The organism is Streptomyces cinerochromogenes (assembly GCF_014648635.1).
Lineage (GTDB): Bacteria > Actinomycetota > Actinomycetes > Streptomycetales > Streptomycetaceae > Streptomyces > Streptomyces cinerochromogenes.
Map to the genome: position 1 here is coordinate 1 of NZ_BMRM01000030.1, position 25,570 is coordinate 25,570.

Below are 25,570 nucleotides of genomic sequence, written 5' to 3' on the forward strand. Positions count from 1 at the left end.
CGGGCTTTCCTCCGGGCGCTTCCCTTCGGTCTTGCGTTTCCGACTCTATCAGATCCTTATCGGTATCCGATTCCCGGTCGGCGGGATTCGTCTGCGGGCTTTTGGCTTTCGCCTCCGGCCTTTCGACGTTCACTACTTTAGCGGCTTCCCTCGGCGACTCATAATCGAGTCCCGCGAGTTCGAATTCGGACGCGCGAGCGCGCCAGAAACGACCCCGTTGAAGGGTTGTGGCTAGGTAGTGGGTTGGCCGCTCCGGCTGCAGGCGATCGCCGTACCCGGTTCAGCGGCTCGGGCCACATTACGCACCTTGCCGGGCCGAGTCAACTTCGGCGGCGCCTCGGAGCGTGGGCGCGGTAGGGGCTGACGGTCGGGTCGTCGGCGACCCAGAAGCGCCAGGGGTGGAGGTCGCCGTTTCCGCCCTCGCCGGCGACACCGGTGCGGGGACCGCTGCGTACCTGGCCGGAGGGGACCGGGGTCCCGGTCAACATCCTCAGGGGGGTCTCGCCGGAGGTGCACGCGTCCGTGCCGTCCAGGGCCCGGTCGACCTCCAGGGCGGTGGCCAGCCGGGCCGGGCCCTTGGCCAGTTCCTTGTCGTTCCGGGCCGAAACGCGTCGCTTGCGGGCCAGCTCGGCGCCCTCCACGACCTCGCCCGCGCGGAGCAGCACCGCTCCGGCCCGGCCCTCGGGTCCGCAGACGAGGTTCATGCAGTGCCACATGCCGTAGGTGAAGTAGACGTACACGTGTCCGGGCGGGCCGAACATCACCGCGTTGCGTGCGGTGCGGCCGCGGTAGGCGTGGGAGCCGGGGTCGTTCTGGCCGTCGTAGGCCTCCACCTCCGTGAGACGGAGGGCGATCGGGCCGTCGGGTGTCGTCCGGACCAGGATGCGGCCGAGGAGGTCGGGCGCGGCCTCCAGGACCGGGCGGTCGAAGAAGCTTCGGGGCAGTGGCGTACGGTCCGGGGGCGCGATCATGCCCTCCGAGGGTAGTCCAGACGGGGCGCCGCACCGGCGGAACCGGACGTGGGCGGATCGCGTTTGTACGGGTCGAGGGTCCATTCGTAAAGGGAGAGTCATGGCGTTCAAGAAGCTGCTCGCGAGCCTGGGGGCCGGCGGGGCGTCGGTCGAGACGGTGCTGACCGAGGTCAACGTCGTACCGGGTGGTGTCGTCCAGGGCGAGGTGCGGATCCAGGGCGGGTCCGTGAACCAGAACATCGAGGGGCTGTCCGTCGGGCTCCAGGCCAAGGTCGAGGTCGAGAGCGGCGACCAGGAGTACAAGCAGGACATCGAGTTCACGAAGGTGCAGCTCGGCGGGGCCTTCGAGCTGCAGGCGGGGGCCGTGCACGCGGTGCCGTTCGGGCTGGAGATCCCCTGGGAGACGCCGGTCACCATGATCGACGGCCAGGCACTGCGCGGGATGAACATCGGTGTGACCACCGAGCTGGCGATCGCGCGGGCCGTGGACTCCGGCGACCTGGACCCGATCAACGTGCACCCGCTGCCGGCGCAGAAGGCGATCCTGGACGCGTTCATCCAGCTGGGCTTCCGCTTCAAGAACGCGGACATGGAGCGCGGCCACATCCGGGGTACGCGGCAGAAGCTGCCGTTCTACCAGGAGATCGAGTTCTTCCCGCCGTCGCAGTACCGGGGTCTGAACCAGGTGGAGCTGAGCTTCGTCGCCGACGAGCACGCGATGGACGTCGTCCTGGAGATGGACAAGAAGCCGGGTCTGTTCAGCGAGGGCAGCGACACCTACCGGTCCTTCCAGGTGGGGCTGAACGACTGGCAGGGGACCGACTGGGCGGCTTACCTCAACCAGTGGCTGTCCGAGGTCGGCAGCAAGCGCAACTGGTTCTAGGCTCGGAGTTGCTGGTTCCAGATCATCGATCAGGAGGTACCGAGGTGACCGAGCTCAAGCGGCGGCCGCTCCCCCACGATTTCCACCCGCCCGTGCCGTCGTTCACGGTGACGAGCGAGGACATCGCGGAGGGCGCGACGCTGAAGAGCGCCCAGGTCCACGCGGAGGGCAACACCTCGCCGCAGCTGCGCTGGGAGGGTTTCCCGCCGGAGACCAAGAGCTTCGCCGTGACGTGCTACGACCCCGACGCGCCGACCGGCAGCGGGTTCTGGCACTGGGTCCTGTTCGACATCCCGGCCTCGGTGACGGAGCTGCCGGCGGGTGCGGGCAGCGGCAAGTTCGAGGGGCTTCCCCCGGGTGCCGTTCACGCGCGGAACGACTACGGGACGAAGGACTTCGGCGGTGCCGCTCCGCCGCCCGGGGACGGTCCGCACCGGTACGTCTTCACGGTGTACGCGGTGGACCAGGAGAAGCTGGGTCCGGACGCGGACGCGTCTCCGGCTGTCGTCGGCTTCAACCTGCGGTTCCACACGATCGCGCGTGCCCAGCTCATCGGTGAGTACGAGAACCCCGCGCAGGGCTGACCCCGGCGCACGGATTCAGCCAAGGCTTCATTGAACGTTTGCCCGCCTCCGGTCTTGGAAGTGATCGGAGGCGGGCATTTTTTATTGCGTTGTCCATCTCGGCGCGCCCGTCCAGAGTTGATCCAAGCCCGCCGGGGGGTGGGCAGGTGCACACGGGAGGTGGGCTGGATGCGTGACACGTTGGTTCTGAACGCGAGCTTCGAGCCGCTGTCGACGGTGACGTTGAACCGTGCGGTGGTGCTGGTGCTGCAGGACAAGGCCGTGGTCGAGCAGGCCCATCCCGTGCTGCGGATGCGGGGTGCCGATGTCGACATACCAGCGCCTCGGGTCATCCGGTTGTGCCGGTACGTGCGGGTGCCGTTCCGAAGACAAGCCCCGTGGTCGCGGCGGGGGGTGCTGGTACGGGACCGGCACCGGTGCGCGTACTGCGGGCGCCGGGCGACGACCGTGGACCATGTGGTGCCGCGGTCGCAGGGTGGGCAGGACACGTGGCTGAATACGGTCGCCGCGTGTGCGGAGGACAACCACCGGAAGGCGAACCGGACTCCGGAGGAGGCGGGGATGGCGCTGTTGCGGGAGCCGTTCGAGCCGACGCCGGCCGATGCGATGTTGCTCGCGCTGGGGGCCGAGGACTTCGACGCCCTTCCCGAGTGGCTCGCTCGGGACGCGGCCTAGGCGTCTGCCGGGTTCTGTCGGCCGGCGGCCACGGGCCGTCCGTCGCCTCTCGCGCGGTTCCCCGCGCCCCTGAGGGGGCGCGGGAGGAACCCGGCGTTTTCCCGTGCCTCAGTCGATGCTCGGCTTCTCCCGGCGCTCGGTGCCGGTCGTGCCGCCGTTGCCCGACGACCCGCCGTTGCCCGAACCTCCGCCCAGGGGGCCGAAGTTGCCCATCGCTCCGGAGAGGCCCTTGAGGGCGTCGCCGATTTCGCTGGGGACGATCCAGAGCTTGTTGGCGTCGCCCTCCGCGATCTTGGGGAGCATCTGGAGGTACTGGTAGGACAGGAGCTTCTGGTCGGGGTCGCCCGCGTGGATGGCCTCGAAGACCGTGCGGACGGCCTGGGCCTCGCCCTCGGCGCGCAGGGCCGCCGCCTTGGCCTCGCCCTCGGCGCGCAGGATCTGGGACTGCTTCTCGCCCTCGGCGGTGAGGATGGCGGCCTGGCGGGTGCCTTCCGCGGTGAGGATCGCGGCGCGCTTGTCCCGGTCGGCGCGCATCTGCTTCTCCATCGAGTCCTGGATGGAGGTGGGCGGCTCGATGGCCTTGAGTTCGACGCGGTTGACGCGGATGCCCCACTTGCCGGTGGCCTCGTCGAGGACGCCGCGCAGGGCCGCGTTGATCTCCTCGCGGGAGGTCAGGGTCCGTTCGAGGTCCATGCCGCCGATGATGTTGCGCAGCGTGGTGACGGTGAGCTGCTCGATCGCCTGGATGTAGCTGGCGACCTCGTAGGTGGCGGCCCGGGCGTCGGTGACCTGGTAGTAGATGACCGTGTCGATGTTCACGACCAGGTTGTCCTGGGTGATCACCGGCTGCGGCGGGAACGGTACGACCTGTTCGCGCAGGTCGATGCGGTTGCGGATGGTGTCGATGAACGGGACCACGATGTTGAGTCCCGCGTTCAGCGTCCGCGTGTAGCGGCCGAAGCGCTCCACGATGGCGGCGCTGGCCTGTGGGATGACTTGGATGGTCTTGATCAGGGCGATGAAGACCAACACCACCAGGATGATCAAGACGATGATGACCGGTTCCATCGTCGTTCCCCGTACCCTTCTCCGCCTCGGCGCCTTCGGCCGATCTCATGACTGTTGAGGATCTTGCTGGTCGAGTCTGACAGACCGTCGCGCAACTCGTGAGTCGTTCTCGGTGAGTTGTCCTCAGATGACGATCGCGGTGGCTCCTTCGATGTCCACGACGTCCACCTCCTGGCCCACGTCGTAGGCGCGGCCGGTGTCGAGGGCACGGGCCGACCAGACCTCCCCTGCGAGTTTGATGCGGCCGCCGGACGCGTCGACCCGTTCCAGCACGACGGCCTGCCTGCCCTTCAACGCCTCGACGCCGGTGGCGAGTTGGGGGCGCTGTCGGCCGTGTCGGGCCGCGATGGGCCGGACGACGGCGATGAGGGCGACGGAGACGACGACGAACGTGAGGACCTGGAGGACGGCGTCGAAGCCGAGGGCGGAGACGACCGCCGCCGCGACGGCTCCCACCGCGAGCATGCCGAACTCCGGCATCGCGGTGACCACGAGGGGGATTCCGAGCGCCGCCGCGCCGACGAGCCACCACACCCATGCGTCGATGTCGTTCACATGGTCATGGTAGGGCCGTGGTCGGGCGGCGGACAGGGCGCGAAGGGGGGAGCAGCGGGGTCAGGACAGGGGCAGGCCCTGGGCGGTCCAGCGGTCGCCGACCTGCTCCACGACGAGCGGGAGGCCGAAGCAGAGGGAGAGGTTGCGGGAGGTGAGTTCCAGCTCGAGCGGGCCGGCGGCGAGGACCTTGCCCTGGCGGATCATGAGGACGTGGGTGAAGCCGGGAGCGATCTCCTCGACGTGGTGCGTGACCATGATCATGGAGGGGGCGATGGGGTCGCGGGCGAGCCGGCCGAGGCGGCGGACCAGGTCCTCGCGGCCGCCGAGGTCGAGACCGGCGGCGGGCTCGTCCAGCAGGAGCAGCTCGGGGTCGGTCATCAGGGCGCGGGCGATCAGGGTGCGCTTGCGCTCGCCCTCGGAGAGGGTGCCGAACTTCCGGTCCAGGTAGTCGCTCATGCCGAGGCGGTCCAGGAAGGCGCGGGCGCGCTGCTCGTCGACCTCGTCGTAGTCCTCGTGCCAGGTGGCGGTCATGCCGTAGGCGGCCGTGAGCACCGTCTCCAGGACGGTCTGGCGCTTGGGGAGCTTGTCGGCCATGGCGATACCGGCCATGCCGATGCGGGGGCGCAGATCGAAGACGTCGACCTTGCCGAGGGTGTCGCCGAGGATGGTGGCGGTGCCCTTGCTGGGGAAGAGGTAGCTGGAGGCGACGTTCAGGAGGGTGGTCTTGCCGGCGCCGTTCGGACCGAGGATGACCCAGCGCTCGCCCTCCTTCACCGACCAGGAGACCTGGTCCACCAGAGCCCGGCCCTCACGGACCACGGATACGTCCTGAAGCTCCAGAACATCGCTCATGAGCGCGTTGTCTCCCCTTGCAGTGTGGCCGGTCTCGGCACTCGCGTACGCCTGTGGCTCGGGTCCGCCGCGCCGGTGGGCGCAGCCCTTATGAAATCTACGCCACGAGTGCCCCGCTCCATTCCATCGGTCCGGTCCTTAGGGTGGGGGCATGCTCTCGGAACCGCGTTCAGGACGCCTTGCCGCTTGGGGAAATGCCCTTTTGGCCGGACTTGCCTCTCCGGATGACGCCGCACTCGCCATCGTGGGCGAGGACGCGGTGCACCGGGTGGAGGGGCTGCCCGGCGAGTCCGCGCCGGTCGGGCTGACGCTCGCGCTGGGGCGGCTGCGCGCGCTGGGGGTGAGCGGGCTGCGGGTGGCGCTGCCGGCGCCGGGGCATCCGCTGGGGCTGAGCGGTCCGCCGGAGTTCAACGCGCGGGCGCTGGAGGCCGAGGAGGCGGTGGTCTGTCACGGCGCCGCGTTCGGGCTGGTGCCCGAGGTGGACGAGGCCGGGCCGGAGGGTGATGTGCACGTCGAGGTGGTCTGGCACGTGCTGCCGGTGCGCCAGGCGCCGCCCGCCGACGTTCCGTCGCTGGGCGAGGCCGAGCGGGAGCTGGCGGAGGCGCTCAGGGAGGCGACCGAGGTGCTGTCGAAGCTGGATGTCGCCGGGTCGGGTCCGGTGGCGGAGGCGGCGATCGACGCCTACCGGGCGCGGGCCGAGCGTGGGCGCGAGGTGCTGGCACCGGGGTACCCGCCGCGTGCGGTCCGGGTGTTGGAGCTGGCTCGGCGGGTGGGCCTGCTGGTGTCGCTGGCGTACGGCAACGGGCACGGGGGTGCGGTCAGCTCGGCCGAGATGAGGGCGCGGGCGGAGGCGCTGAGGCCGGTCGAGCGGACGGCCCGGCGGGCGCAGGTGGCGGCGTACAACGCGTACGTGGAGGAACGGGAACGGGGAGCGCGGTAACCGCGCCCCCGGGCGGCCGACAGGCCTCCCGGTGGGTCCGGGAGGCCTGGGGGCGCCGCCGGGCGGTCCTCAGTGGTTCAGGCCGAGGTTGCCGAAGGCCGGGTTCAGCACGCCGATGACGTTCACGCTGTTGCCGACCGCGTTCACCGGGACGTGGACCGGGACCTGGGCGACGTTGCCCGAGCCGACGCCCGGGGAGCCGGCGGCCTCGCCGGCCGCGTGGGCGCCGCCGTGGGCGGAGGCCAGGCCGGCACCTGCGGCCACCAGGCCACCGGCCACCATCGTCACGGCCGCTGCCTTCTTCAGGTTCTTCACTGTCTACCCCTCCTGGGCTTTCACCGCGGCGATCACCGCGGCACGCACTGGAGAACGGCGGAGATCACCGCAGGATGCGCCGTCCGGGTGACATTCCCACGACGGTATGAATCTCTGCCTGGGCCGTAACCCTCCGTGTCGCCTCGGGTGAGACGTCGGTGGGGCGTCTCAGCCGGTCACGCCGTGGCGTACGGCCCACAGCGCGGCCTGGGTGCGGTCGGCGAGGTCGAGCTTCATCAGGATGTTGGAGACGTGCGTCTTGACGGTCTTCTCGGACAGGACGAGAGCGCGGGCTATCTCCCGGTTGGAGCGGCCGTCCGCGATCAGGCCGAGCACCTCGCGTTCCCGCTCGGTGAGCGACCCGCCCCTGCCCTGGCCGGTGTGGGCTTCCTCCTGGGAGAGCAGGGCGTCGGCGACCTCCGGCTGGAGCAGGACGTGCCCGGCGTGCACGGAGCGGATGGCGGCGGCCAGGGCGTCGGGGTCCACGTCCTTGTAGACGTACCCGGCGGCGCCCGCGCGCAGGGCGGGGACGACCGTGCGCTGCTCGGTGAAGCTGGTGACGATCAGCACGCGCGCGGGGTTGTCGAGTTCGCGCAGTCTGCGCAGGGCGTCGATGCCGTCCATGCCCGGCATCTTGACGTCCATGAGGACGATGTCGGGCCGCAGGTCCTCGGTGCGGGCGACTCCCTCCGTGCCGTCGGCGGCCTCGCCGACGACCTCGATGTCGTCCTGGACCTCCAGGAAGGTGCGCAGGCCCCGGCGGACGACCTGGTGGTCGTCGACCAGCAGCACCTTGATCGGTTCACCCACCGGGGACCTCCATCTCGATCGTGGTGCCCTTGCCGGGCGCCGATTCCACGGTCAGCGTGCCGCCGACCCCGCTCGCCCGGTCCCGCATCGAGACCAGGCCGAGGTGGCGTCCGGCGCGGCGGACGGCCGTGGGGTCGAAGCCGCCGCCGTCGTCGGTGACGCGCAGGACGGCTCCGCCGCCGCGCCGCTCCACGCTGACGTCGACCCGGTCGGCGCCGGAGTGGCGCAGGGCGTTGTGCAGGGCCTCCTGGGCGACCCGGAGCAGGGCCTCCTCCTGGGCGGCGGGCAGGGCGCGGAAGCCGTTGCTGGTGAAGGTCACGCGCGCGCTGTGGGCGCGGTCGAGGACCTTGGTCTGGGTGCGCAGGGTGGCGACCAGGCCGTCCTCGTCCAGCTCGGCGGGCCGCAACTCCACCACGGCGGCGCGCAGTTCGTCGACGGCCTCGGCGGCGAGACAGGCCACCTGGTGCAGTTCGCCCTTGGCGCGGGCGGGGTCGCGGTCCACGAGCGCGGCTGCCGCCTGGGCGGTCAGGCGCAGGGAGAACAGCTTCTGGCTGACCGCGTCGTGCAGTTCGTGGGCGAGGCGGGAGCGTTCCTCGGCGATGGTCAGTTCGCGGCTGCGCTCGTAGAGGCGGGCGTTGGTGAGGGCGATGGCGGCGTGCTGGGCGAGGATGGCGAGCAGTTCCTCGTCGTCCTGCGTGAAGCCGCAGCTTCCCTCCGGTTTGGCGCAGCGCTTGTTCGCGAGGAACAGGGCGCCGATGACCTCGTCGCCGTCCTTGATCGGCAGGCCCAGGAAGTCGACCAGGTCGGGGTGGGCGGCCGGCCAGCCCTCGAAGCGGGGGTCCTTGCGCACGTCGGCGAGGCGCTCGGCCTCCGCCTGGTGCAGCATCGCGGCGAGGATGCCGTGCTGGCGCGGGAGCGGGCCGATGGCGCGCCACTGGGCGTCGCTGACGCCGTCCACGACGAACTGGGCGAAGCCGCCGTGGTCGTCGGGGACGCCGAGGGCGGCGTACTGCGCGTCGAGCAGCTCGCGGGCGGAGGCGACGATCGTCTTGAGGACGTCGCGCACCTCCAGGTGCCTGCTCATGGCCAGCAGCGCGGAACTCACCGCGGCGAGGCCGGACCGGGGGCCTTGACTCATGCCCTCACGGTACCGGCGGGGTCCGACAGCGCGGATCCGCCCCGGGACGGCGAGCGCCGGTCCGCTCGGCCCGGGACGGGGGGCGTAGGTCACCGAGGCGGGGCGTAGGGCGGGGGGCGTGGGGCCGGGCGGGAAAGGCTCAGGTCGGCGGCCCTGGGCGGGAGACGTAGGTCCATGGTCCTGGGCGGGAGACGTAGGTCGACGGCCTTGGGCGGGAGACGTAGGTGTCCGGGCCGAGGCTGGGGGCGTACGTCGAAGGGCCCTGGAGCTTTGCGGCCCGCGTCCGAGGCGGCCCGGGCGGTGCCGTTCCTACGGTGTGGCCACCGCCCGTCGGGGGCGGTGGGTGACGAGGGGACGGTAGTCATGCCGGTAGCGATCATCACGGGGGCCTCGAGGGGGCTGGGGCGGGCGCTCGCCGAGGCGCTGGCCGCGCGGGGCTGGGACCTGGTGCTCGGCGCGCGGGGCGCCGACGGTCTGAAGGAGGCCGCCGCGGCCGTCACGCGGCACGGTGCGAAGCACGGCACGCGCGTGGTGGCGCTGCCGGGGGACGTCACCGGCAGCGGGCACCGGGCGGTGCTGGTCGCGGCCGCGCAGGGACTCGGCGGTCTCGATCTGGTGGTGAACAACGCGGGGATCCTGGGTGCCGAGCCGCTGGTGCCGCTGGGCGGTCAGCCGCTGGAGGGCTTCCGGGCGGCGCTGGAGACGAACCTGGTGGCTCCGCTGGGGCTCCTCCAGGAGGCGCTGCCGCTGCTGCGGAGGGCGCCCGCCGGCGCGGTGGTGAACGTCAGCTCGGACGCGGCCGTGGAGGCCTACCGGACGTGGGGCGCCTACGGCGCGACGAAGGCGGCGCTGGACCAGCTGTCCGCGGTGCTCGCGGTGGAGGAGCCGGGGCTGCGGGTCTGGTGGGTGGATCCGGGCGGGATGCGGACGGACATGCTGGCCGCGGCGGAACCGGACGAGGATCTGTCGGGGACGCCGGCGCCGGAGGAGATCGCGCCGGCCTTCCTGCGACTGCTCGACCGGCGCCCGGCGAGCGGCCGGTACACCGCGGCGGCGCTGCTGGAGGCACGGTGACGCCGGCGGCGGGGGTGCCCCCGCACGGGCCTGTCCGGGAGTGGGGGAGGGTGCCCGAGGAGCTGTACGCGCGCGTGCCGGCCGAGCAGCGGGGGCCCGGGCTGGGGCGGGACGCCGTACGGCTGCTGGTGTCGCGCGGTACGGCGGTGGCGCATCACGCGTTCCGCGAGCTGCCGCGGCTGCTGCGGGCCGGGGACCTGCTGGTGGTGAACACCTCCGAGACGCTGGCCGCCGCGGTGAACGGGCGGATCGGGCACGCGCGCGTGGTGGTGCACGTCTCCACGCGCGGGGACGACGGTCGGTGGGCGGTGGAGCTGCGGGATCCGGACGGGCGCGGCACTACGCGCGCGCGTGCGGGCTCGCCCGCGGGGACAAGGGTGTCCTTGCCGGGCGGGGGCCGGCTGCTGCTGGAGGAACCGCTGAGTGCGGACGGGAAGCGGCTGTGGTGGGCGCGGGCCGCAGGGGCGGACGTGGCGGAGGTGCTGCGGGAGCACGGGCGGCCCATTCGCTACTCCTATACGGAGAAGGACCAGCCGCTGTCCGTGTACCGGACGGTGTTCGCGCTGGCCTCGCCGGACGGGGCGGGCAGCGCGGAGATGCCGAGTGCGGCCCGGCCGTTCACCGCGCGGCTGGTGGCGGAGCTGGTGAGCCGGGGCGTGCAGTTCGCGCCGGTGACCCTGCACACGGGTGTGTCGTCGGCGGAGGCGCACGAGCCGCCGTATCCGGAGCGGTTCGCGGTGCCGGAGGCGTCGGCGCGGGTGATCAACGCCGTGCGGGCCGGTGGTGGCCGGGTGATCGCGGTGGGGACGACGGCCGTGCGGGCCGTGGAGTCGGCCGCGGGCCCGGACGGGGTGGTGCGGGCGGCCCGGGGGTGGACGGATCTGGTGGTGGCGCCCGGGCGCGGGGTGCGGGTGGTGGACGGGCTGCTGACCGGGCTGCACGAACCGGAGGCCTCCCATCTGCTGATGCTGGAGGCGGTCGCCGGGAGGGCTGCGGTCGGCCGGGCCTACGAGGAGGCGCTGCGCGGGCGCTACCTGTGGCACGAGTTCGGCGACGTCCATCTCATCCTTCCGGACGAGAGCCCTCACGCATCGCGTTGCGCCGGCAACGGATGGTGAGACGGCCGGGCGCCCGGTGTGAGCCCGCACATAGGGCCTGCATCACGTACGAAAGGGCATAGGAGATAAACCGCCCCACATGAACGGGACAGACGGCCCTGTCTGTCCCGTTTTGCCCATCCCTGATCCACTATCCCGGATAGTACGTCACACCTTTGCCTGGGCATTTTGCGCCAGCTAAGAATTGCTTCCGTCGCTCAGCGCCGCAGGGTTCACGCCCAGCGGCGTTCGTGCGGGAGGAGCTGATTCCCCCGGCGGACGCAGGAGCGACCTCCGCGCTACACGAAGAGGTCCATCAGCCATGCCCAAGAACATCCTCAACCGAGCTTATAGTCGCGCGCTGACCAAGCAGCACAAGATCGCCGTTGCCGGTGTCGCTGCGCTGGGCACCGCCGCCCTGGCCCTCTCGGCCGCTCCCAGCAGCGCCGAGACCGTCACCACCGGTGCCCCGGCCACGGCCTCCCAGGTCGCGACCTCCCAGGCCGCCGCCGGCACCGTCCTGCAGAACGTCAAGGGCACGGTCACGGACCAGTTCGCCGCCGACACCCTCAAGCTCGACGCCTTCGCGGCGCAGAAGAAGGCCGCCGACGCGGCCGCCGCGAAGAAGGCCGCCGCCGCCAAGGCCGTGGAGGCCGCCGCCAAGAAGGCCGCCGCCGAAGCCGCCGCGAAGAAGGCCGCGCAGGTGCGCGCCGCCAAGGCCGCCGCCACCCGCTCCGTGGAGCGCCCGCAGATGCAGCCGGTCGCCGCGAAGACGTACGCGAACAACCTCGACGGCTGGATCCGCCAGGCCCTGGACATCATGAAGGCCAAGGGCATCCCGGGCAGCTACAGCGGTCTGCACCGCAACATCATGCGGGAGTCCTCCGGCAACCCCATGGCCATCAACAACTGGGACATCAACGCCGTCAACGGCATCCCGTCCAAGGGTCTGCTGCAGGTGATCCCCCCGACCTTCCAGGCCTACCACGTCGCGGGCACGTCCTGGAACATCTACGACCCGGTCGCGAACATCACCGCCGCCGCCAACTACGCGGCCCACCGGTACGGCTCGATCGACAACGTCAACAGCGCGTACTGAGGCCCTGGCGCGGGACCTCTGCGACGCAACGCCGAAGGGCGGCACCCCGGTCACGGGGCGCCGCCCTTCGGCGTCGTACACACACGCGCTGCCGGCGCGGGGCCTACTTGCGCATGACCTCCGGCTCGTGGCGGCGCAGGAAGCGGGCCACGAAGAAGCCGCAGACCACACCGAGCGCGATCAGGGCGATCATGTCCCCGGCCCAGGCGCCCACCGTGTGGTTCCACAGCGGGTCGTTGTCGCCGGCGGTCTCCGGCGGGCTGATCCGGTTGAAGTCCAGCGTGGTGCCGGCCGCGGCGACCGCCCAGCGGGACGGCATCAGGTACGAGAACTCGTTGACGCCGACCGTGCCGTGCAGGGCGAACAGGCAGCCCGTGAAGACGACCTGGATGATCGCGAACATGACCAGCAGCGGCATGGTCTTCTCGGCCGTCTTCACCAGCGAGGAGATGATCAGGCCGAACATCATCGCCGCGAAGCCCAGCCCCATGATCGGCAGGGACAGCTCCAGCAGGGTGGCGTGACCGAGGACGAGGCCCTCGTCCGGGACCTCACGCCGGCCGAAGCCGATGACGCCGACCAGCAGGCCCTGGAACCCGGTGATCACGCCGAGCACGAACACCTTCGACATCAGGTACGCCGACCGGGACAGCCCCGTCGCCCGCTCCCGCTCGTAGATCACCCGTTCCTTGATCAGCTCGCGGACGGAGTTGGCGGCACCGGCGAAGCAGGCGCCGACCGCCAGGATCAGCAGCACGGTGGTGGCGGTGCCGTTGGGCACGATCTGGCCGGTCTGCGGGTTGGGGCCGTTGGGCAGCAGGCCGCGGTCCGGGTGGATCAGCAGGCTGACCGAGCCGATGACGGCCGGCAGGAGCACCATCAGCGCCAGGAAGCCGCGGTCGGAGGCGATGACCGACACATAGCGCCGCACCAGGGTGACGAACTGGGAGAACCAGCCCTGCGGCTTGGGCGGCCTGATCGCCTGCATCGGCGGCATCTGCACCGCCTGCGGGGCGACCGAGTCCACGTCCGCGGCGTACATCTGGTAGTGCTGCGAGCCCTTCCAGCGGCCCGCCCAGTCGTAGTCGCGGTAGTTCTCGAAGGCGGAGAAGACGTCGGCCCAGCTGTCGTAGCCGAAGAAGTTCAGCGCCTCCTCCGGCGGGCCGAAGTAGGCGACCGCGCCGCCCGGCGCCATCACCAGCAGCTTGTCGCACAGGGCCAGCTCGGCCACCGAGTGGGTGACGACGAGGACGGTGCGGCCGTCGTCGGCGAGGCCGCGCAGCAGCTGCATGACGTCGCGGTCCATGCCCGGGTCGAGACCGGAGGTCGGCTCGTCCAGGAAGATCAGCGACGGCTTGGTGAGCAGCTCCAGCGCCACCGACACGCGCTTGCGCTGACCGCCGGAGAGCGAGGTGACCTTCTTGTCCTTGTGGATGTCGAGCTTCAGCTCGCGCAGCACCTCGTCGATGCGGGCGTCGCGTTCCTGCGCCGTGGTGTCGGCCGGGAAGCGCAGCTTGGCCGCGTACTTCAGGGCCTTCTTGACGGTCAGCTCCTTGTGCAGGATGTCGTCCTGCGGGACCAGACCGATGCGCTGGCGCAGCTCGGCGAACTGCTTGTACAGGTTCCGGTTGTCGTAGAGGACCTCGCCCTGGTTGGCGGGCCGGTAGCCGGTGAGCGCCTTGAGCAGGGTCGACTTGCCGGAACCGGACGGTCCGATCACGGCGACCAGCGACTTCTCGGGCACGCCGAAGGAGACGTCCTTCAGGATCTGCTTGCCGCCGTCGACCGTGACGGTCAGGTGGCGGGCCGAGAAGGAGACCTCACCGGTGTCGACGAACTCCTCAAGCCGGTCGCCGACGATCCGGAACGTCGAGTGGCCGACGCCCACGATGTCGCTCGGGCCGAGCAGCGCCGAGCCGCCCTTGGCGATCGGCTGACCGTTGACGTAGGTGCCGTTGTGCGAGCCGAGGTCACGGATCTCGAAGCGGCCGTCGGGCGTGGCGTGGAACTCGGCGTGGTTCCGGGAGACCTGGAGGTCGGACACGACCAGGTCGTTCTCCAGGGCACGGCCGATGCGCATCACGCGGCCGAGCGCGAACTGGTGGAACGTGGTCGGGCTCCGGTCGCCGTGGACCGGCGGCGCCCCCGCGCCACCACCGGGCGTGTTCTGTACGTACTGCTCGGCCGGGACGCCGCCCTGCTGCTGCGGGAAGGCGGGCGGCTGCTGCCAGCCGGCCTGGGCCTGCTGCTGTGGCGGTGCCTGGTGGGGCACGGCCTGCTGCGGGGCGGCCTGCTGGGCCCAGCCGGGTGCGTCGGCGCCCTGCGGCGCGTACGGGGCCGCCGCCTGCGGCTGCTGGGGCTGCTGTGCCGGGCCGCCGACCGGGGCCGTGGCCGCGGACAGGTTCAGCCGCGGCCCGTCGGTCGCGTTGCCGAGGTGCAGCGCCGAGCCCGGACCGATCTCCACGTGCTGGATGCGCTGGCCCTGCACGAACGTGCCGTTGGTGCTGCCATGGTCTTCGATGGCCCAACTGCGGCCGTTGAAGCTGACCGTGGCGTGCCGCCAGGACACCCTGGCGTCGTCGAAGACGATGTCCCCCTGCGGATCGCGTCCGAGGGTGTATGACCTGGATGGATCAAGCGTCCAGGTACGTCCGTTTGTTTCGAGTACGAGTTCCGGCACTCCATGCCCCACTGAGTTGTCCCCCGAATTCCCCCCGTCGCAGGGAGTCTAGGGATGTCGAACATCGTGGGGCACTATTTCAGGCCCGGCCGCCTGACCGAAACCCGGGCCTTGCCAAGGGCGCCGACGCGCGCTCCGACGCACCCCGCCGGTCCTCTCCACGACGCCTCCGTCCGGCGGGAGTTGTGGGGGCTTCGGCTGAACTCCTCGCGTGCCGGGGCGTGGTGCGCCGGGGGGCGCGGGGGGTGCGGGGAGGGTGGAAGCCGGATCGGCGGCTCGGGGTACGGCGGTGCGGGGCGGCGGGGCAGAGGGGCAGCCCGGGGGGGCACGGCGGGGGGCAGCCGGGGGCACGGCGGTGGGGCACGGTGGGCCCGCGGCCGGGGAAGTGCGCGGGGCGCGGCCATCGCGGGGCGTCCCATGGCCCCGGAGGCACTCGGCTGGTCCCGGAGGTACTCGGCGCCGGCGGGCCGGTCGAGGCGGGGTGCCGTCGACGCCAGGTGGCGGGCCAGCCGGGATGGGCGGGGGCGGGCGGGGGCCGGGACGGCGGGACGGCGGGCCGGCCAGGACAGCGGCGGGCCAGGACAGCGGCGGGCCAGGACAGCGGGCCGACCGGGACAGCGGGGCCCGGGACGCCAGGACGGCGGGCCGGCAACGCGTGCACGGCGTCAGGCCCGCCCTCGGCCCCGCCCCCTCGGGCCTCCCGGCTCCCGACCGCGCCCCGGTGGGCCTCCCGACTCCCCACTTCCGCCCCCGTGGACCTGCCGTCCGAAGCCGCTCGTGGGACCCTCGTGGTGGAGCCGGGTCGGCCTGCCGTCAGGACGGCACCGCACCGGCCCCCCGTCCGAGCCCGCACCGCCGCACCCCCGTCCGCTCCCCCATCGAGCCACCCCCGCCCCCAGACCCACACCGCACCCACACCGCACCCGCACCGCACCCACGCCGCACCTGCCCCGCCCCCGCCCCGGCGCGGCGCCGTTCTCCGCCGGCAAGGTCGCCGTCACCGGCCGGACACCTGTTGTTCCGTGTCCGTCAGGCGGACCTCAGGGGCGGAAGGCACTGGGTGCCGGATACGGTGGTGACACCATGAGCGCTTCGCAGACCTCCGCCTCAGAGACCTCCGAGGTCCCCACCCTCCTCGTCAAGATCTTCGGCAAGGACCGGCCGGGCATCACGGCCGGCCTGTTCGACACCCTGGCCGCCTACCTCGTCGACGTGGTCGACATCGAGCAGGTCGTCACCCGGGGCCGCCTGGTGCTGTGCGTGCTGGTGACCCAGCCCCCGGCCGGTCTGGAGGGCGACCTGCGGGCCACCGTGCACAGCTGGGCCGAGTCGATGAAGATGCAGGCGGAGATCATCTCGGGGCACGGCGACAACCGGCCGCGCGGCCTCGGCCGCTCCCTGGTGACCGTCCTCGGCCATCCGCTCACCGCCGAGTCGACGGCCGCGATCGCCGCCCGGATCGCGAAGGCCGGCGGCAACATCGACCGTATCTTCCGGCTCGCCAAGTACCCGGTGACGGCGGTGGAGTTCGCGGTGTCCGGTGTGGAGACCGGACCGCTGCGCACGGCGCTGGCCTCCGACGCGGCGGCACTGGGTGTCGACATCGCGGTGGTCTCGGCCGGTCTGCACCGGCGTGCCCAGCGACTGGTGGTCATGGACGTGGACTCGACCCTGATCCAGGACGAGGTCATCGAGCTGTTCGCCGCGCACGCCGGCTGCGAGGACCAGGTCGCCGAGGTGACGGCGGCGGCGATGCGCGGGGAGCTGGACTTCGAGCAGTCGCTGCACGCGCGCGTGGCCCTGCTGAAGGGGCTGGACGCGTCGGTGGTGGAGAAGGTGCGCCAGGAGGTCCGGCTGACGCCGGGCGCGCGCACGCTGATCCGTACCCTGAAGCGCCTCGGCTACCAGGTGGGGGTCGTCTCCGGCGGCTTCACCCAGGTCACCGATGATCTGAAGGAACGGTTGGGCTTGGACTTCGCGCAGGCCAACACGCTGGAGATCGTCGACGGCAAGCTGACCGGCCGGGTCACCGGCGAGATCGTGGACCGGGCGGGCAAGGCCCGGCTGCTGCGCCGGTTCGCCGCGGAGGCCGGGGTGCCGCTGGCGCAGACGGTGGCGATCGGCGACGGCGCCAACGACCTGGACATGCTGAACGCGGCGGGCCTGGGCGTGGCCTTCAACGCCAAGCCGGTGGTGCGCGAGGCGGCGCACACGGCGGTGAACTTCCCCTTCCTCGACACGGTCCTCTACCTGCTCGGCATCACCCGGGAAGAGGTCGAGGCCGCCGACATGCACGACGACGAGGGCTGAGCGGGGCCCCACGGCCTTCCCGCCCCCGAAAGGGCCCGGCACCCTGTGCGGTGCCGGGCCCTCCGGCGTCGGCGCCCTGCCTCGGCCGGGTCGGCCGGCGGATCAGTCGGAGGGCGCCCAGTAGTCCGTGAGCGTGGCCACGGCGGGCTCCAGGCTCTTCCAGGGGCCGTCGAAGGAGAGCAGGGCGAAGGCGGCGGCGGGGAAACCGCGGCGGTTCATCCGCGCGCGAGCGTCGTCCTCGGCCGCGCCGGCCAGGATGTCGGCCAGGCCGTGCACGCCGGGGTTGTGGCCGATCAGGATCACGTTGCGCGCCTCGTCCGGTACCTCGTTCAGCACGGCGATCAGCTCGCCGGGCGAGGCCTCGTACACCCGCTCCTCGTAGACGGTTTTCGGCCGGTGCGTCAGCTCGTGGACGGCGAGCTTCCACGTCTCGCGGGTGCGGGTCGCCGTGGAGCACAGGGCCAGGTCGAAGGTGATGCCGGTGTCGGCCAGCTTGCGTCCGGCGACTGCGGCGTCCGTGCGGCCCCGCTCGGCGAGCGGGCGCTCGTGGTCGGGGACCTGGGGCCAGTCGGCTTTCGCATGCCGGAAGAGGACGATCCTGCGGGGTTCTGCGACGCTCATGGGACCCAGCTTCGCATGAAACAGGCCACCCGGCGCAGGGAGTTGACATGCGGATTCACCGCGTGAGGGGGCCTGCCGTCAGCGTGCGAGGAGCTGCTGGGCGCGTTCCAGGAGGCGCGCGATCGCCGGGTCGCCGCTCGCCGCGTGGGCGTCCGACGGGTTCAGTATCAGGGCGAGCAGCACGAGGAACGCGAGGGCGGGCAGGGCGAGCGCCCACCAGGGCAGCCTGGTGTCGACGCCGCCCGTGGTCGCCGGGTGGGGCCGGGAGTGGGTGCGGGCCGGCATGGTCGCCTCCGTGGGTCTTCGAGCGGGTCCGTGACCGCCTGCCGCGGTCACTTCTCGAAGCTACGGAATCCGGGGCCGCCAACCCATCCGGACTTCCACCCAGTTGACCCTGACCCTGACCCCCTAGGGGATGGGGGGGCCAGCCCCACCCCGGGCCGGGGGCGGGGCCGCCGTCAGGGGGAGGCGATGGTCGCCACGATGGCGATGATCACGAAGATGGCGAGGAACGAGCCGAAGACGAGCAGCATCTTCTTCTGGCCGTTCTTGGGGTTCGGGTCGAGCACAGGCTGCATGCGCCCAGTCTCGCACCCCGCCCCGCGTCCGGCGGCGCCGGGGCACCCCGGCGGGTCAGCGCGTCGCCTCCTCCTCCACCGTGCGGTCGCGGCCCGCCAGGAAGCCCACCACCATCTGCGGCACCATGAGGCCCGCCATGAGGGCGATCGGCAGCCCCCAGCCGCCGCTCTGCTGGTAGAGGACGCCGACCAGCAGCGGGCCGGGGATGGAGATCAGGTAGCCGGTGCTCTGCGCGAACGCGGACAGCTGGACCACGCCCGGACCGCTGCGGGCCCGCATGCCGACCATGGTCAGCGCGAGCGGGAAGGCGCAGTTGGACACGCCCAGCAGCAGCGCCCAGGCCCAGGAGCCGCCGGCCGGGGCGAGGTACAGCCCGGCGTACCCGGCGAGTCCGCAGGCGCCCAGGACCAGCACGATCGGGCCCTGGTGGGGCAGCCGGGTGGCGACCCGCGGGATGACGAAGGCCAGCGGGACGCCCATCACCATGGTGACGGCGAGCAGCACGCCCGCGGTGCCCGCCGGGACGCCGGCGTCCCGGAAGATCTGCGGCATCCAGCCCATGGTGATGTAGGCGGCGGTGGCCTGGAGACCGAAGAAGACGGCGAGGGCCCAGGCCGTGCGGCTGCGGGTGATCCGCAGCGGAGCGTGCTGGTCCGCGGGCTCGCGCACCGGCCCCTCCGGCCGGGCGGCGGTGCCGCGGTCGCGGACGAGGGGGAGCCAGGGCAGCACCGCGGCGGCGGCGAGGGCCGCCCACACGGCGAGGCCTGGCTGCCAGCCGCCGCCCATGGCGTCGGTCAGGGGGACGGTCACCGCGGCGGCGAGGGAGGTGCCGAGGGCGAGGGCCATCGAGTACAGGCCGGTCATGGAGCCGACCCGGTCGGGGAACCAGCGCTTGACGATGACCGGCATCAGGACGTTGCTGACGGCGATGCCCATGAGGGCGAGCGCGCTGGCGGCCAGGAATCCGGCCGTGCCGCCGACGTACGGCCGTACGAGCAGGCCGGTGGCGATGGCGGCCATGCCGGCGCACACCACGGCGGCCGGGCCGAAGCGGCGGGCCAGGCGGGGCGCGGTGACGCCGAAGACGGCGAAGCACAGCGGGGGCACGGAGGTGAGCAGGCCGGCGACGCTGCCGCTCATGCCGAGCCCGTCGCGGACCTCCTCCAGGAGGGCGCCGAGGCTCGTGATGGCGGGGCGGAGGTTGAGCGCGGAGAGCACGATGCCGAGGACGACCAGCCGGGCCGCCCACGCACGCGTGCGGTGCGTCGCGCCGGGCGCCGCCTCCCGGGCGGCGCCGGCCGTGCCGCGTTCGGTCGATGACATCGCCGTACGGGTCTCCACTGTCCGGGTTTCCTCACTAACCATGAGACCCATCATAGAATCATGGGATGATTGGTTGTCCATCCCCGCGGCCCACGCGCGCGGGCCTGTCGTGCGAAGGTGTGCCATGCCTTTGAGCCACCCGCGCCGATCGGCGCTGTCCGAGCAGGTCATCGCCGCGTTGCGGCAGCAGATCACCTCCGGCGAGTGGCCGGTCGGCTCGCGCATCCCGACGGAGCCGGAACTGGTCGAGCAGCTCGGTGTCGCCCGCAACACCGTCCGCGAGGCCGTCCGCGCGCTCGCCCACAACGGTCTGCTGGACATCCGCCAGGGCTCCGGCACCTACGTGGTGGCCACGAGCGAGCTGGCCGGCGTGATGCACCGCCGCTTCGCCGGCGCCGACCCGCGGCACATCGCCGAGCTGCGGGCCACGCTGGAGTCGGCCGCGGCGAAGCTGGCCGCCGAACGGCGCACCGAGAAGGACCTCAAACAGCTGGACACGCTGATGGCCCGGCGTGAGGAGGCATGGGAGACCGGCGACGCGGAAGCCTTCGTGGCGGCCGACGCCACCTTCCACCTGGCCGTGGTGGCCGCCTCCCACAACGACGTGATGACCGCGATGTACGCCGACCTGGGCGAGGTGCTGCGGGACTGGCTGCGCGCGGACGTCGGGGCGGAGCTGACCCCGGAGACCCACATGGACCACTCGCGCCTGCTGGACGCGATCCGCGCCGGGGACGCGGAGGCGGCGGCGACCGAGGCCGCGAGCTATCCGTTCCTGTGCGACCCGGGCCGGTTCACCGCGCCTTCTGGTGGCTGATCCAGACCGAGCGGACCTCCTTCCAGCACCGGCCCGTCAGCCGTACGGTCATGGCGGGCCAGGCGTCCACCGGGGCGCTGTCGCTGTCGATGTCCCACCAGCGGGCGCACTCGATGTGCAGCCGTACCCGGTCGATGTCGACATAGGGGTTGTGGCAGTAGGCCTCCACATGGGAGCCGCGGACCGCCGTACGGCAGGAGGCGCCGAACCGGCTCGGCGGGGGCGGCTTGGCGTCGCTCACGCGCGCGTGGGGCAGCGCGTCGTACGGCAGGGACAGCACGAGGACCAGGGCCACGGTCACCGGGGCCAGGCTGCGGGACAGGCGCACAAGGGGACCTCCTCGGCCGGGCTGCGGAGGGACGTGCGGGAAGGCGTAATCCAGGGTGCGCCGCCTGCGCGGCGGCGGCCCGGCCGGTGAGCCGAACGGGTGACGCCCCGCTCCCCCGCCGGCGGCGGGAGACGGGGCGTCGGTGTGCTGCGGGAGGTCAGGCGCCGATGGCGTGCAGGCCGCCGTCGACGTGGATGATCTCGCCCGTGGTCTTCGGGAACCAGTCGCTCAGCAGGGCGACGACACCGCGGCCGGCCGGCTCCGGGTCCTTCAGGTCCCACTCCAGCGGGGCACGGGTGTCCCACACGGAGGCCAGCTCGCTGAAGCCCGGGATGGACTTGGCGGCCATGGAACCGATCGGGCCCGCCGAGATGAGGTTGCAGCGGATGTTCTGCTTGCCCAGGTCGCGCGCCATGTAGCGGCTGGTCGCCTCCAGCGCGGCCTTGGCCGGGCCCATCCAGTCGTACTGCGGCCAGGCGTACTGGGCGTCGAAGGTGAGGCCGACGACCGAGCCGCCGTTCTGCATCAGCGGCAGGCAGGCCATGGTCAGCGACTTCAGGGAGAACGCCGAGACGTGCATGGCGGTGGCCACCGACTCGAACGGCGTGTTCAGGAAGTTGCCGCCGAGCGCGTCCTGCGGCGCGAAGCCGATGGAGTGGACGATGCCGTCGAGGCCGCCCAGCTCCTCGCCGACCACGTCGGCCAGACGCGCGAGGTGCTCGTCGTTGGTGACGTCCAGCTCGATGACCTTGGCCGGCTTGGGGAGCTTCTTGGCGATGCGCTCGGTCAGGGTGGGCCGCGGGAACGCGGTCAGGATGATCTCGGCGCCCTGCTCCTGGGCGAGCTTGGCGACGTGGAAGGCGATGGAGGACTCCATCAGCACCCCGGTGACCAGGATGCGCTTGCCCTCAAGAATTCCGCTCATGGTGATCAGTGACCCATTCCCAGTCCGCCGTCAACCGGAATGACGGCTCCAGTGATGTACGAGGCGTCGTCCGAGGCGAGGAACCGCACCGTCGCGGCGATCTCCTCCGGCTGCGCGTAACGGCCGAGCGGCACCTGCGACACGATGTTGTCGCGCTGCTCGTCGGTGAGCGCCTTGGTCATGTCGGTGTCGACGAAGCCGGGCGCGACGACGTTGAAGGTGATGTTGCGCGAGCCCAGCTCCCGGGCGAGGGAACGCGCGAAGCCGACCAGGGCGGCCTTGGAGGCGGCGTAGTTCGCCTGGCCCGCCGAGCCGAGCAGACCGACCACCGACGAGATGAGGACGACCCGGCCCTTCTTCGCGCGCAGCATGCCGCGGTTGGCGCGCTTGACGACCCGGAAGGTGCCCGTCAGGTTGGTGTCGATGACCGAGGTGAAGTCCTCCTCGGACATCCGCATCAGCAGCTGGTCCTTGGTGACGCCGGCGTTGGCGACCAGGACCTCCACCGGACCGTGCTGGTCCTCGATCTCCTTGTAGGCCTGCTCCACCTGCTCCGGGTCGGTGATGTCGCACTTGACGGCCAGGAAGCCGGCCGGCGGCTCACCCGAGCGGTACGTGATCGCGACCTTGTCGCCGGCGTCGGCGAAAGCGCGGGCGATGGCGAGGCCGATGCCCCGGTTGCCTCCGGTGACGAGAACCGAGCGGCTCAACGGATCACCCTTTCGATAGCGGTCTGACACATCCGCCCGAACCCGTGGATGGCAGGCGGCTTCAGTCGAAAACCTATCGGTACCGCCGCGTCCGCGGGCAAGCGGGCACCGACAGTGGCGCGGGGGTGTCACTGTCGGGTCCCTACAGAACGAGCCGGTTCCCGGACCCGAAACATGTGGTCCGCCGGGCCGCTCCCGGGACATGATCGGACCCGACAGGCCACGACAGCAGGGAGACCTCCGTGCCTCATTCCATCGACGAAGCCTTCACGGCGCTTCCCCTACGGGCGCTCGCCGACGCCGCGCTCGCACGCGCGCGTGCGCTGGGCGCCGAGCACGCGGACTTCCGGTTCGAGCGGGTGCGCAGCGCCGCCTGGCGGCTGCGGGACGGCAAGCCCGCCGGATCCTCGGACACCACCGACCTCGGGTACGCGGTCCGGGTCGTGCACGGCGGTACGTGGGGCTTCGCCTCCGGGGTCGATCTGACCATGGACGCCGCCGCCCGGGTCGCCTCGCAGGCGGTGGCCATGGCGAAGTTGTCCGCGCAGGTGATCAAGGCCGCCGGGTCGGACGAGCGGGTGGAGCTGGCCGACGAGCCGGTGCACGCCGACAGGACGTGGGTCTCGTCGTACGAGATCGACCCGTTCTCGGTGCCGGACGAGGAGAAGTCGGCGCTGCTCGCGGAGTGGAGCGGCCGGCTGCTGCGCGCGAACGGCGTCGACCACGTGGACGCCTCGCTGCTCACCGTCCACGAGAACAAGTTCTACGCCGACACGGCCGGGACGGTGACGACCCAGCAGCGGGTGCGGCTGCATCCGCAGCTCACGGCGGTGTCGGTCGACGAGTCGAGCGGGGAGTTCGACTCGATGCGCACCCTCGCGCCGCCGGTGGGCCGCGGCTGGGAGTACCTGACCGGGACCGGCTGGGACTGGGACGCCGAGCTGGAGCGGATCCCCGAGCTGCTCGCCGAGAAGATGCGGGCGCCCAGCGTGGAACCGGGCCTGTACGACCTGGTGATCGACCCGTCCAATCTGTGGCTGACCATCCACGAGTCCATCGGGCACGCGACGGAGCTGGACCGGGCGCTCGGCTACGAGGCCGCGTACGCCGGCACCTCCTTCGCCACCTTCGACCAGCTGGGCAAGCTGCGGTACGGCTCCGAGCTGATGAACGTCACCGGTGACCGCACCGCCGAGCACGGCCTCGCCACCATCGGCTACGACGACGAGGGCGTCGAGGCCCAGTCCTGGGACCTCGTGAAGGACGGCACGCTCGTCGGCTACCAGCTGGACCGGCGGATCGCCCGTCTGACCGGGTTCGAGCGCTCCAACGGCTGCGCGTACGCCGACTCGCCCGCGCACGTCCCGGTGCAGCGCATGGCCAACGTGTCGCTGCGGCCGGATCCGGCCGGGCTGTCCACGGAGGACCTGATCGGGGGCGTCGACCGGGGCATCTACGTGGTCGGCGACCGGTCCTGGTCGATCGACATGCAGCGGTACAACTTCCAGTTCACCGGCCAGCGCTTCTTCAAGATCGAGAACGGGCGGATCACCGGGCAGCTGAAGGACGTCGCCTACCAGGCCACGACCACGGACTTCTGGGGCTCGATGGCCGCCGTGGGCGGACCGCAGACGTACGTCCTCGGCGGTGCCTTCAACTGCGGCAAGGCCCAGCCGGGCCAGGTGGCCGCCGTGTCCCACGGGTGCCCGTCCGCCCTCTTCAAGGGCGTCAACATTCTGAACACCACGCAGGAGGCCGGCCGATGAGCGCCCGCACCAACAAGCCGCACGAAGTCGTCGAGCAGGCACTCGCGCTGTCCCGCGCCGACGGCTGTGTCGTCATCGCCGACGAGCACTCGACCGCCAACCTGCGCTGGGCGGGCAACGCGCTCACCACCAACGGCGTGACCCGGGGCCGTACGCTCACCGTGATCGCCACCGTGGACGGCAAGGAGGGCACCGCCTCGGGGGTGGTGTCACGGTCCGCGGTCACCGCGGAGGAGCTGGAGCCGCTGGTGCGGGCCGCCGAGGCCGCCGCGCGCGGTGCCGGGCCCGCCGAGGACGCGCAGCCGCTGGTCAGCGGGGTGCCGGAGTCACCGGACTTCACGGACGCGCCCGCCGAGACGTCCTCCGCCGTGTTCGCCGACTTCGCCCCGGCCCTCGGCGAGGCCTTCGCACGCGCGCGTGCCGGCGACCGGGAGCTGTACGGCTTCGCCAACCACGAGCTGGTGTCGACGTACCTGGGCACGTCCACCGGGCTGCGCCTCAGGCACGACCAGCCCACCGGCACCCTGGAGCTGAACGCCAAGTCCCCGGACCGCACCCGTTCGGCGTGGGCCGGCCGGTCCACCCGGGACTTCAAGGACGTCGACCCGGGCGCACTCGACGCCGAGCTGGCCGTACGGCTCGGCTGGGCGGAGCGGCGCGTCGACCTGCCCGCGGGGCGCTACGAGACGCTGCTGCCGCCCACCGCCGTGGCGGACCTGCTCATCTACCAGCTGTGGTCGGCGTCGGGCCGGGACGCGGCCGAGGGCCGGACGGTGTTCTCCAAGCCGGGCGGCGGCACCCGGGTCGGCGAGAGGCTGAGCGAGCTGCCGCTGACCCTGCGCAGCGACCCGAACGAGCCGGGTCTGGAGTGCCCGCCCTTCCTCATCGCCCACTCCTCCGGCGGCGACCAGTCGGTGTTCGACAACGGGCTGCCGGCCCACGCCACGGAGTGGATCAGCAGGGGCGTGCTGCGGCACCTGACGACGACCCGGCACAGCGCCGCCCTGACCGGGCTGCCGGTCGCGCCGGCGCTCGGGAACCTGATCCTGGACGGCGGCAACCGGTCCCTGGAGGAGATGGTCGCGGACACCGAGCGCGGGCTGCTGCTGACCTGCCTGTGGTACATCCGCGAGGTCGACCCGGCCACGCTGCTGCTGACGGGCCTGACCCGGGACGGCGTCTACCTCGTGGAGAACGGTGAGGTGACCGGGCAGGTGAACAACTTCCGGTTCAACGAGTCGCCGGTGGACCTGCTGGGCCGGGCCACGGAGGCGGGGCGGACCGAGAAGACGCTCCCGCGTGAGTGGAGCGACTGGTTCACCCGGGCCGCGATGCCCGCGCTGCGGATCCCCGATTTCAACATGAGCTCTGTCAGCCAGGGCGTATAACCTCGTAGACGTTCGTGGTCGGGTGTCACCCGGCCGCCAGAAGATCACCAAGGAGACACGAG

26 protein-coding genes are annotated in these 25,570 nt (G+C 72.0%); 11 read left to right on the forward strand and 15 right to left on the reverse strand.

Annotated elements, in window-relative coordinates:
* Positions 1–320 precede the first annotated feature (320 nt).
* Positions 321–971 (reverse strand): DNA-3-methyladenine glycosylase, encoded by a 651-nt coding sequence (locus tag IEZ20_RS36690; RefSeq protein ID WP_189306952.1) that lies wholly within the window; start codon positions 969–971, stop codon positions 321–323.
* 100 nt (positions 972–1,071) lie between these two features.
* On the opposite strand from IEZ20_RS36690, the gene IEZ20_RS36695 reads away from it, so the two are divergent.
* The 3 genes from IEZ20_RS36695 to IEZ20_RS36705 all read left to right on the forward strand — a co-directional run bounded on the left by IEZ20_RS36695 (position 1,072) and on the right by IEZ20_RS36705 (position 3,113).
* Positions 1,072–1,854, forward strand: coding sequence for a sporulation protein (locus IEZ20_RS36695; RefSeq protein ID WP_189306954.1), 783 nt, complete (start codon positions 1,072–1,074; stop codon positions 1,852–1,854).
* 44 nt (positions 1,855–1,898) lie between these two features.
* Entirely contained in the window at positions 1,899–2,438 is a 540-nt protein-coding gene (locus IEZ20_RS36700; protein WP_189306957.1) for a YbhB/YbcL family Raf kinase inhibitor-like protein, read from the forward strand.
* Positions 2,439–2,606: 168 nt separating this feature from the next.
* Complete coding sequence (locus tag IEZ20_RS36705; RefSeq protein WP_189306958.1) at positions 2,607–3,113, forward strand: HNH endonuclease; 507 nt, start codon at positions 2,607–2,609, stop codon at positions 3,111–3,113.
* Positions 3,114–3,221: 108 nt separating this feature from the next.
* Here IEZ20_RS36705 and IEZ20_RS36710 read toward each other — a convergent pair whose 3' ends face one another.
* The 3 genes from IEZ20_RS36710 to IEZ20_RS36720 all read right to left on the reverse strand — a co-directional run bounded on the left by IEZ20_RS36710 (position 3,222) and on the right by IEZ20_RS36720 (position 5,588).
* Positions 3,222–4,181: an SPFH domain-containing protein gene (locus IEZ20_RS36710; protein ID WP_189306960.1), complete on the reverse strand. Its 960-nt coding sequence runs from the start codon at positions 4,179–4,181 to the stop codon at positions 3,222–3,224.
* A gap of 123 nt (positions 4,182–4,304) precedes the next feature.
* A complete protein-coding gene (locus IEZ20_RS36715) occupies positions 4,305–4,736 on the reverse strand; it encodes an NfeD family protein (RefSeq protein ID WP_189306962.1) in 432 nt (143 codons plus the stop codon).
* 60 nt (positions 4,737–4,796) lie between these two features.
* Positions 4,797–5,588, reverse strand: a complete 792-nt coding sequence (locus IEZ20_RS36720) for an ABC transporter ATP-binding protein (RefSeq protein ID WP_189306964.1) — start codon at positions 5,586–5,588, stop codon at positions 4,797–4,799.
* 151 nt (positions 5,589–5,739) lie between these two features.
* Between IEZ20_RS36720 and IEZ20_RS36725 the strand changes: the two genes are divergently transcribed.
* Positions 5,740–6,528, forward strand: coding sequence for an Rv1486c family protein (locus IEZ20_RS36725; protein ID WP_189306966.1), 789 nt, complete (start codon positions 5,740–5,742; stop codon positions 6,526–6,528).
* A gap of 69 nt (positions 6,529–6,597) precedes the next feature.
* Here the strand turns inward: IEZ20_RS36725 and IEZ20_RS36730 are convergent, their stop codons facing one another.
* From IEZ20_RS36730 to IEZ20_RS36740, 3 genes are all read right to left on the reverse strand, one after another.
* Positions 6,598–6,843 carry a chaplin gene (locus IEZ20_RS36730; protein WP_189306968.1) on the reverse strand — a complete coding sequence of 82 codons (246 nt, stop codon included), beginning with the start codon at positions 6,841–6,843 and terminating at the stop codon, positions 6,598–6,600.
* 168 nt (positions 6,844–7,011) lie between these two features.
* The gene (locus tag IEZ20_RS36735; protein WP_189306970.1) at positions 7,012–7,653 is read right to left on the reverse strand and encodes a response regulator; all 642 of its coding nucleotides are present in this window, start codon (positions 7,651–7,653) and stop codon (positions 7,012–7,014) included.
* The gene (locus IEZ20_RS36740) at positions 7,646–8,791 is read right to left on the reverse strand and encodes a GAF domain-containing sensor histidine kinase (RefSeq protein ID WP_189306972.1); all 1,146 of its coding nucleotides are present in this window, start codon (positions 8,789–8,791) and stop codon (positions 7,646–7,648) included. The genes IEZ20_RS36735 and IEZ20_RS36740 overlap by 8 nt, the downstream gene beginning before the upstream one ends.
* A 363-nt stretch (positions 8,792–9,154) precedes the next feature.
* On the opposite strand from IEZ20_RS36740, the gene IEZ20_RS36745 reads away from it, so the two are divergent.
* The 3 genes from IEZ20_RS36745 (at position 9,155) to IEZ20_RS36755 (ending at position 12,061) form a co-directional block, all read left to right on the forward strand.
* Entirely contained in the window at positions 9,155–9,865 is a 711-nt protein-coding gene (locus tag IEZ20_RS36745; protein WP_189306974.1) for an SDR family NAD(P)-dependent oxidoreductase, read from the forward strand.
* Positions 9,862–10,983 carry an S-adenosylmethionine:tRNA ribosyltransferase-isomerase gene (locus IEZ20_RS36750; RefSeq protein ID WP_189306976.1) on the forward strand — a complete coding sequence of 374 codons (1,122 nt, stop codon included), beginning with the start codon at positions 9,862–9,864 and terminating at the stop codon, positions 10,981–10,983. The genes IEZ20_RS36745 and IEZ20_RS36750 overlap by 4 nt, the downstream gene beginning before the upstream one ends.
* Positions 10,984–11,284: 301 nt before the next feature.
* Positions 11,285–12,061: a transglycosylase SLT domain-containing protein gene (locus IEZ20_RS36755; protein ID WP_189306979.1), complete on the forward strand. Its 777-nt coding sequence runs from the start codon at positions 11,285–11,287 to the stop codon at positions 12,059–12,061.
* Positions 12,062–12,164: 103 nt separating this feature from the next.
* On the opposite strand, the gene IEZ20_RS36760 is transcribed toward IEZ20_RS36755, so the two are convergent.
* Positions 12,165–14,741 carry an ABC transporter ATP-binding protein/permease gene (locus IEZ20_RS36760; RefSeq protein WP_189307094.1) on the reverse strand — a complete coding sequence of 859 codons (2,577 nt, stop codon included), beginning with the start codon at positions 14,739–14,741 and terminating at the stop codon, positions 12,165–12,167.
* Between the two features lie 1,083 nt (positions 14,742–15,824).
* On the opposite strand from IEZ20_RS36760, the gene serB reads away from it, so the two are divergent.
* A complete protein-coding gene (serB, locus tag IEZ20_RS36765; protein ID WP_189306980.1) occupies positions 15,825–17,051 on the forward strand; it encodes a phosphoserine phosphatase SerB in 1,227 nt (408 codons plus the stop codon).
* A gap of 102 nt (positions 17,052–17,153) precedes the next feature.
* Here serB and IEZ20_RS36770 read toward each other — a convergent pair whose 3' ends face one another.
* The 4 genes from IEZ20_RS36770 to IEZ20_RS36780 form a co-directional block, all read right to left on the reverse strand.
* A complete protein-coding gene (locus IEZ20_RS36770) occupies positions 17,154–17,672 on the reverse strand; it encodes a SixA phosphatase family protein (RefSeq protein WP_189306982.1) in 519 nt (172 codons plus the stop codon).
* A gap of 78 nt (positions 17,673–17,750) precedes the next feature.
* The gene (locus tag IEZ20_RS36775) at positions 17,751–17,957 is read right to left on the reverse strand and encodes a hypothetical protein (protein WP_189306984.1); all 207 of its coding nucleotides are present in this window, start codon (positions 17,955–17,957) and stop codon (positions 17,751–17,753) included.
* 173 nt (positions 17,958–18,130) lie between these two features.
* On the reverse strand, positions 18,131–18,250 hold the full coding sequence (locus tag IEZ20_RS40525) for an SGM_5486 family transporter-associated protein (RefSeq protein ID WP_256464729.1): 120 nt from the start codon (positions 18,248–18,250) through the stop codon (positions 18,131–18,133).
* A gap of 55 nt (positions 18,251–18,305) precedes the next feature.
* Positions 18,306–19,574 carry a CynX/NimT family MFS transporter gene (locus tag IEZ20_RS36780; protein ID WP_373304042.1) on the reverse strand — a complete coding sequence of 423 codons (1,269 nt, stop codon included), beginning with the start codon at positions 19,572–19,574 and terminating at the stop codon, positions 18,306–18,308.
* A gap of 124 nt (positions 19,575–19,698) precedes the next feature.
* Here IEZ20_RS36780 and IEZ20_RS36785 point away from each other — a divergent pair, with 124 nt between their 5' ends.
* Positions 19,699–20,391, forward strand: coding sequence for a FadR/GntR family transcriptional regulator (locus tag IEZ20_RS36785; protein ID WP_189306988.1), 693 nt, complete (start codon positions 19,699–19,701; stop codon positions 20,389–20,391).
* Here IEZ20_RS36785 and IEZ20_RS36790 read toward each other — a convergent pair.
* The 3 genes from IEZ20_RS36790 to fabG form a co-directional block, all read right to left on the reverse strand.
* Complete coding sequence (locus IEZ20_RS36790) at positions 20,369–20,719, reverse strand: hypothetical protein (RefSeq protein ID WP_189306991.1); 351 nt, start codon at positions 20,717–20,719, stop codon at positions 20,369–20,371. The genes IEZ20_RS36785 and IEZ20_RS36790 overlap by 23 nt on opposite strands.
* Positions 20,720–20,876: 157 nt before the next feature.
* Positions 20,877–21,644 (reverse strand): enoyl-ACP reductase FabI, encoded by a 768-nt coding sequence (fabI, locus tag IEZ20_RS36795; RefSeq protein ID WP_189306993.1) that lies wholly within the window; start codon positions 21,642–21,644, stop codon positions 20,877–20,879.
* 5 nt (positions 21,645–21,649) lie between these two features.
* On the reverse strand, positions 21,650–22,354 hold the full coding sequence (gene fabG / locus IEZ20_RS36800) for a 3-oxoacyl-[acyl-carrier-protein] reductase (RefSeq protein ID WP_189306995.1): 705 nt from the start codon (positions 22,352–22,354) through the stop codon (positions 21,650–21,652).
* A 242-nt stretch (positions 22,355–22,596) separates the two neighbouring features.
* On the opposite strand from fabG, the gene IEZ20_RS36805 reads away from it, so the two are divergent.
* Complete coding sequence (locus IEZ20_RS36805) at positions 22,597–24,120, forward strand: TldD/PmbA family protein (protein ID WP_189306997.1); 1,524 nt, start codon at positions 22,597–22,599, stop codon at positions 24,118–24,120.
* Positions 24,117–25,508 carry a TldD/PmbA family protein gene (locus IEZ20_RS36810; protein ID WP_189306999.1) on the forward strand — a complete coding sequence of 464 codons (1,392 nt, stop codon included), beginning with the start codon at positions 24,117–24,119 and terminating at the stop codon, positions 25,506–25,508. Before IEZ20_RS36805 ends, IEZ20_RS36810 begins: the two co-directional genes overlap by 4 nt.
* Positions 25,509–25,570 lie beyond the last annotated feature (62 nt).

What these genes read in the sequence shown, in the direction of transcription:
- serB (WP_189306980.1), top strand. Translation starts at nt 15,825, where the DNA reads ATGAGCGCTTCGCAGACCTCCGCCTCAGAGACCTCCGAGGTCCCCACC.
- IEZ20_RS36780 (WP_373304042.1), bottom strand. Translation starts at nt 19,574, where the DNA reads ATGTCATCGACCGAACGCGGCACGGCCGGCGCCGCCCGGGAGGCGGCG.
- IEZ20_RS36755 (WP_189306979.1), top strand. Translation starts at nt 11,285, where the DNA reads ATGCCCAAGAACATCCTCAACCGAGCTTATAGTCGCGCGCTGACCAAG.
- fabI (WP_189306993.1), bottom strand. Translation starts at nt 21,644, where the DNA reads ATGAGCGGAATTCTTGAGGGCAAGCGCATCCTGGTCACCGGGGTGCTG.
- IEZ20_RS36740 (WP_189306972.1), bottom strand. Translation starts at nt 8,791, where the DNA reads ATGAGTCAAGGCCCCCGGTCCGGCCTCGCCGCGGTGAGTTCCGCGCTG.
- IEZ20_RS36810 (WP_189306999.1), top strand. Translation starts at nt 24,117, where the DNA reads ATGAGCGCCCGCACCAACAAGCCGCACGAAGTCGTCGAGCAGGCACTC.
- IEZ20_RS36725 (WP_189306966.1), top strand. Translation starts at nt 5,740, where the DNA reads ATGCTCTCGGAACCGCGTTCAGGACGCCTTGCCGCTTGGGGAAATGCC.
- IEZ20_RS36775 (WP_189306984.1), bottom strand. Translation starts at nt 17,957, where the DNA reads ATGCCGGCCCGCACCCACTCCCGGCCCCACCCGGCGACCACGGGCGGC.
- IEZ20_RS36745 (WP_189306974.1), top strand. Translation starts at nt 9,155, where the DNA reads ATGCCGGTAGCGATCATCACGGGGGCCTCGAGGGGGCTGGGGCGGGCG.
- IEZ20_RS36710 (WP_189306960.1), bottom strand. Translation starts at nt 4,181, where the DNA reads ATGGAACCGGTCATCATCGTCTTGATCATCCTGGTGGTGTTGGTCTTC.
- IEZ20_RS36705 (WP_189306958.1), top strand. Translation starts at nt 2,607, where the DNA reads ATGCGTGACACGTTGGTTCTGAACGCGAGCTTCGAGCCGCTGTCGACG.
- IEZ20_RS36770 (WP_189306982.1), bottom strand. Translation starts at nt 17,672, where the DNA reads ATGAGCGTCGCAGAACCCCGCAGGATCGTCCTCTTCCGGCATGCGAAA.
- IEZ20_RS36695 (WP_189306954.1), top strand. Translation starts at nt 1,072, where the DNA reads ATGGCGTTCAAGAAGCTGCTCGCGAGCCTGGGGGCCGGCGGGGCGTCG.
- IEZ20_RS40525 (WP_256464729.1), bottom strand. Translation starts at nt 18,250, where the DNA reads ATGCAGCCTGTGCTCGACCCGAACCCCAAGAACGGCCAGAAGAAGATG.
- IEZ20_RS36785 (WP_189306988.1), top strand. Translation starts at nt 19,699, where the DNA reads ATGCCTTTGAGCCACCCGCGCCGATCGGCGCTGTCCGAGCAGGTCATC.
- IEZ20_RS36690 (WP_189306952.1), bottom strand. Translation starts at nt 971, where the DNA reads ATGATCGCGCCCCCGGACCGTACGCCACTGCCCCGAAGCTTCTTCGAC.
- IEZ20_RS36720 (WP_189306964.1), bottom strand. Translation starts at nt 5,588, where the DNA reads ATGAGCGATGTTCTGGAGCTTCAGGACGTATCCGTGGTCCGTGAGGGC.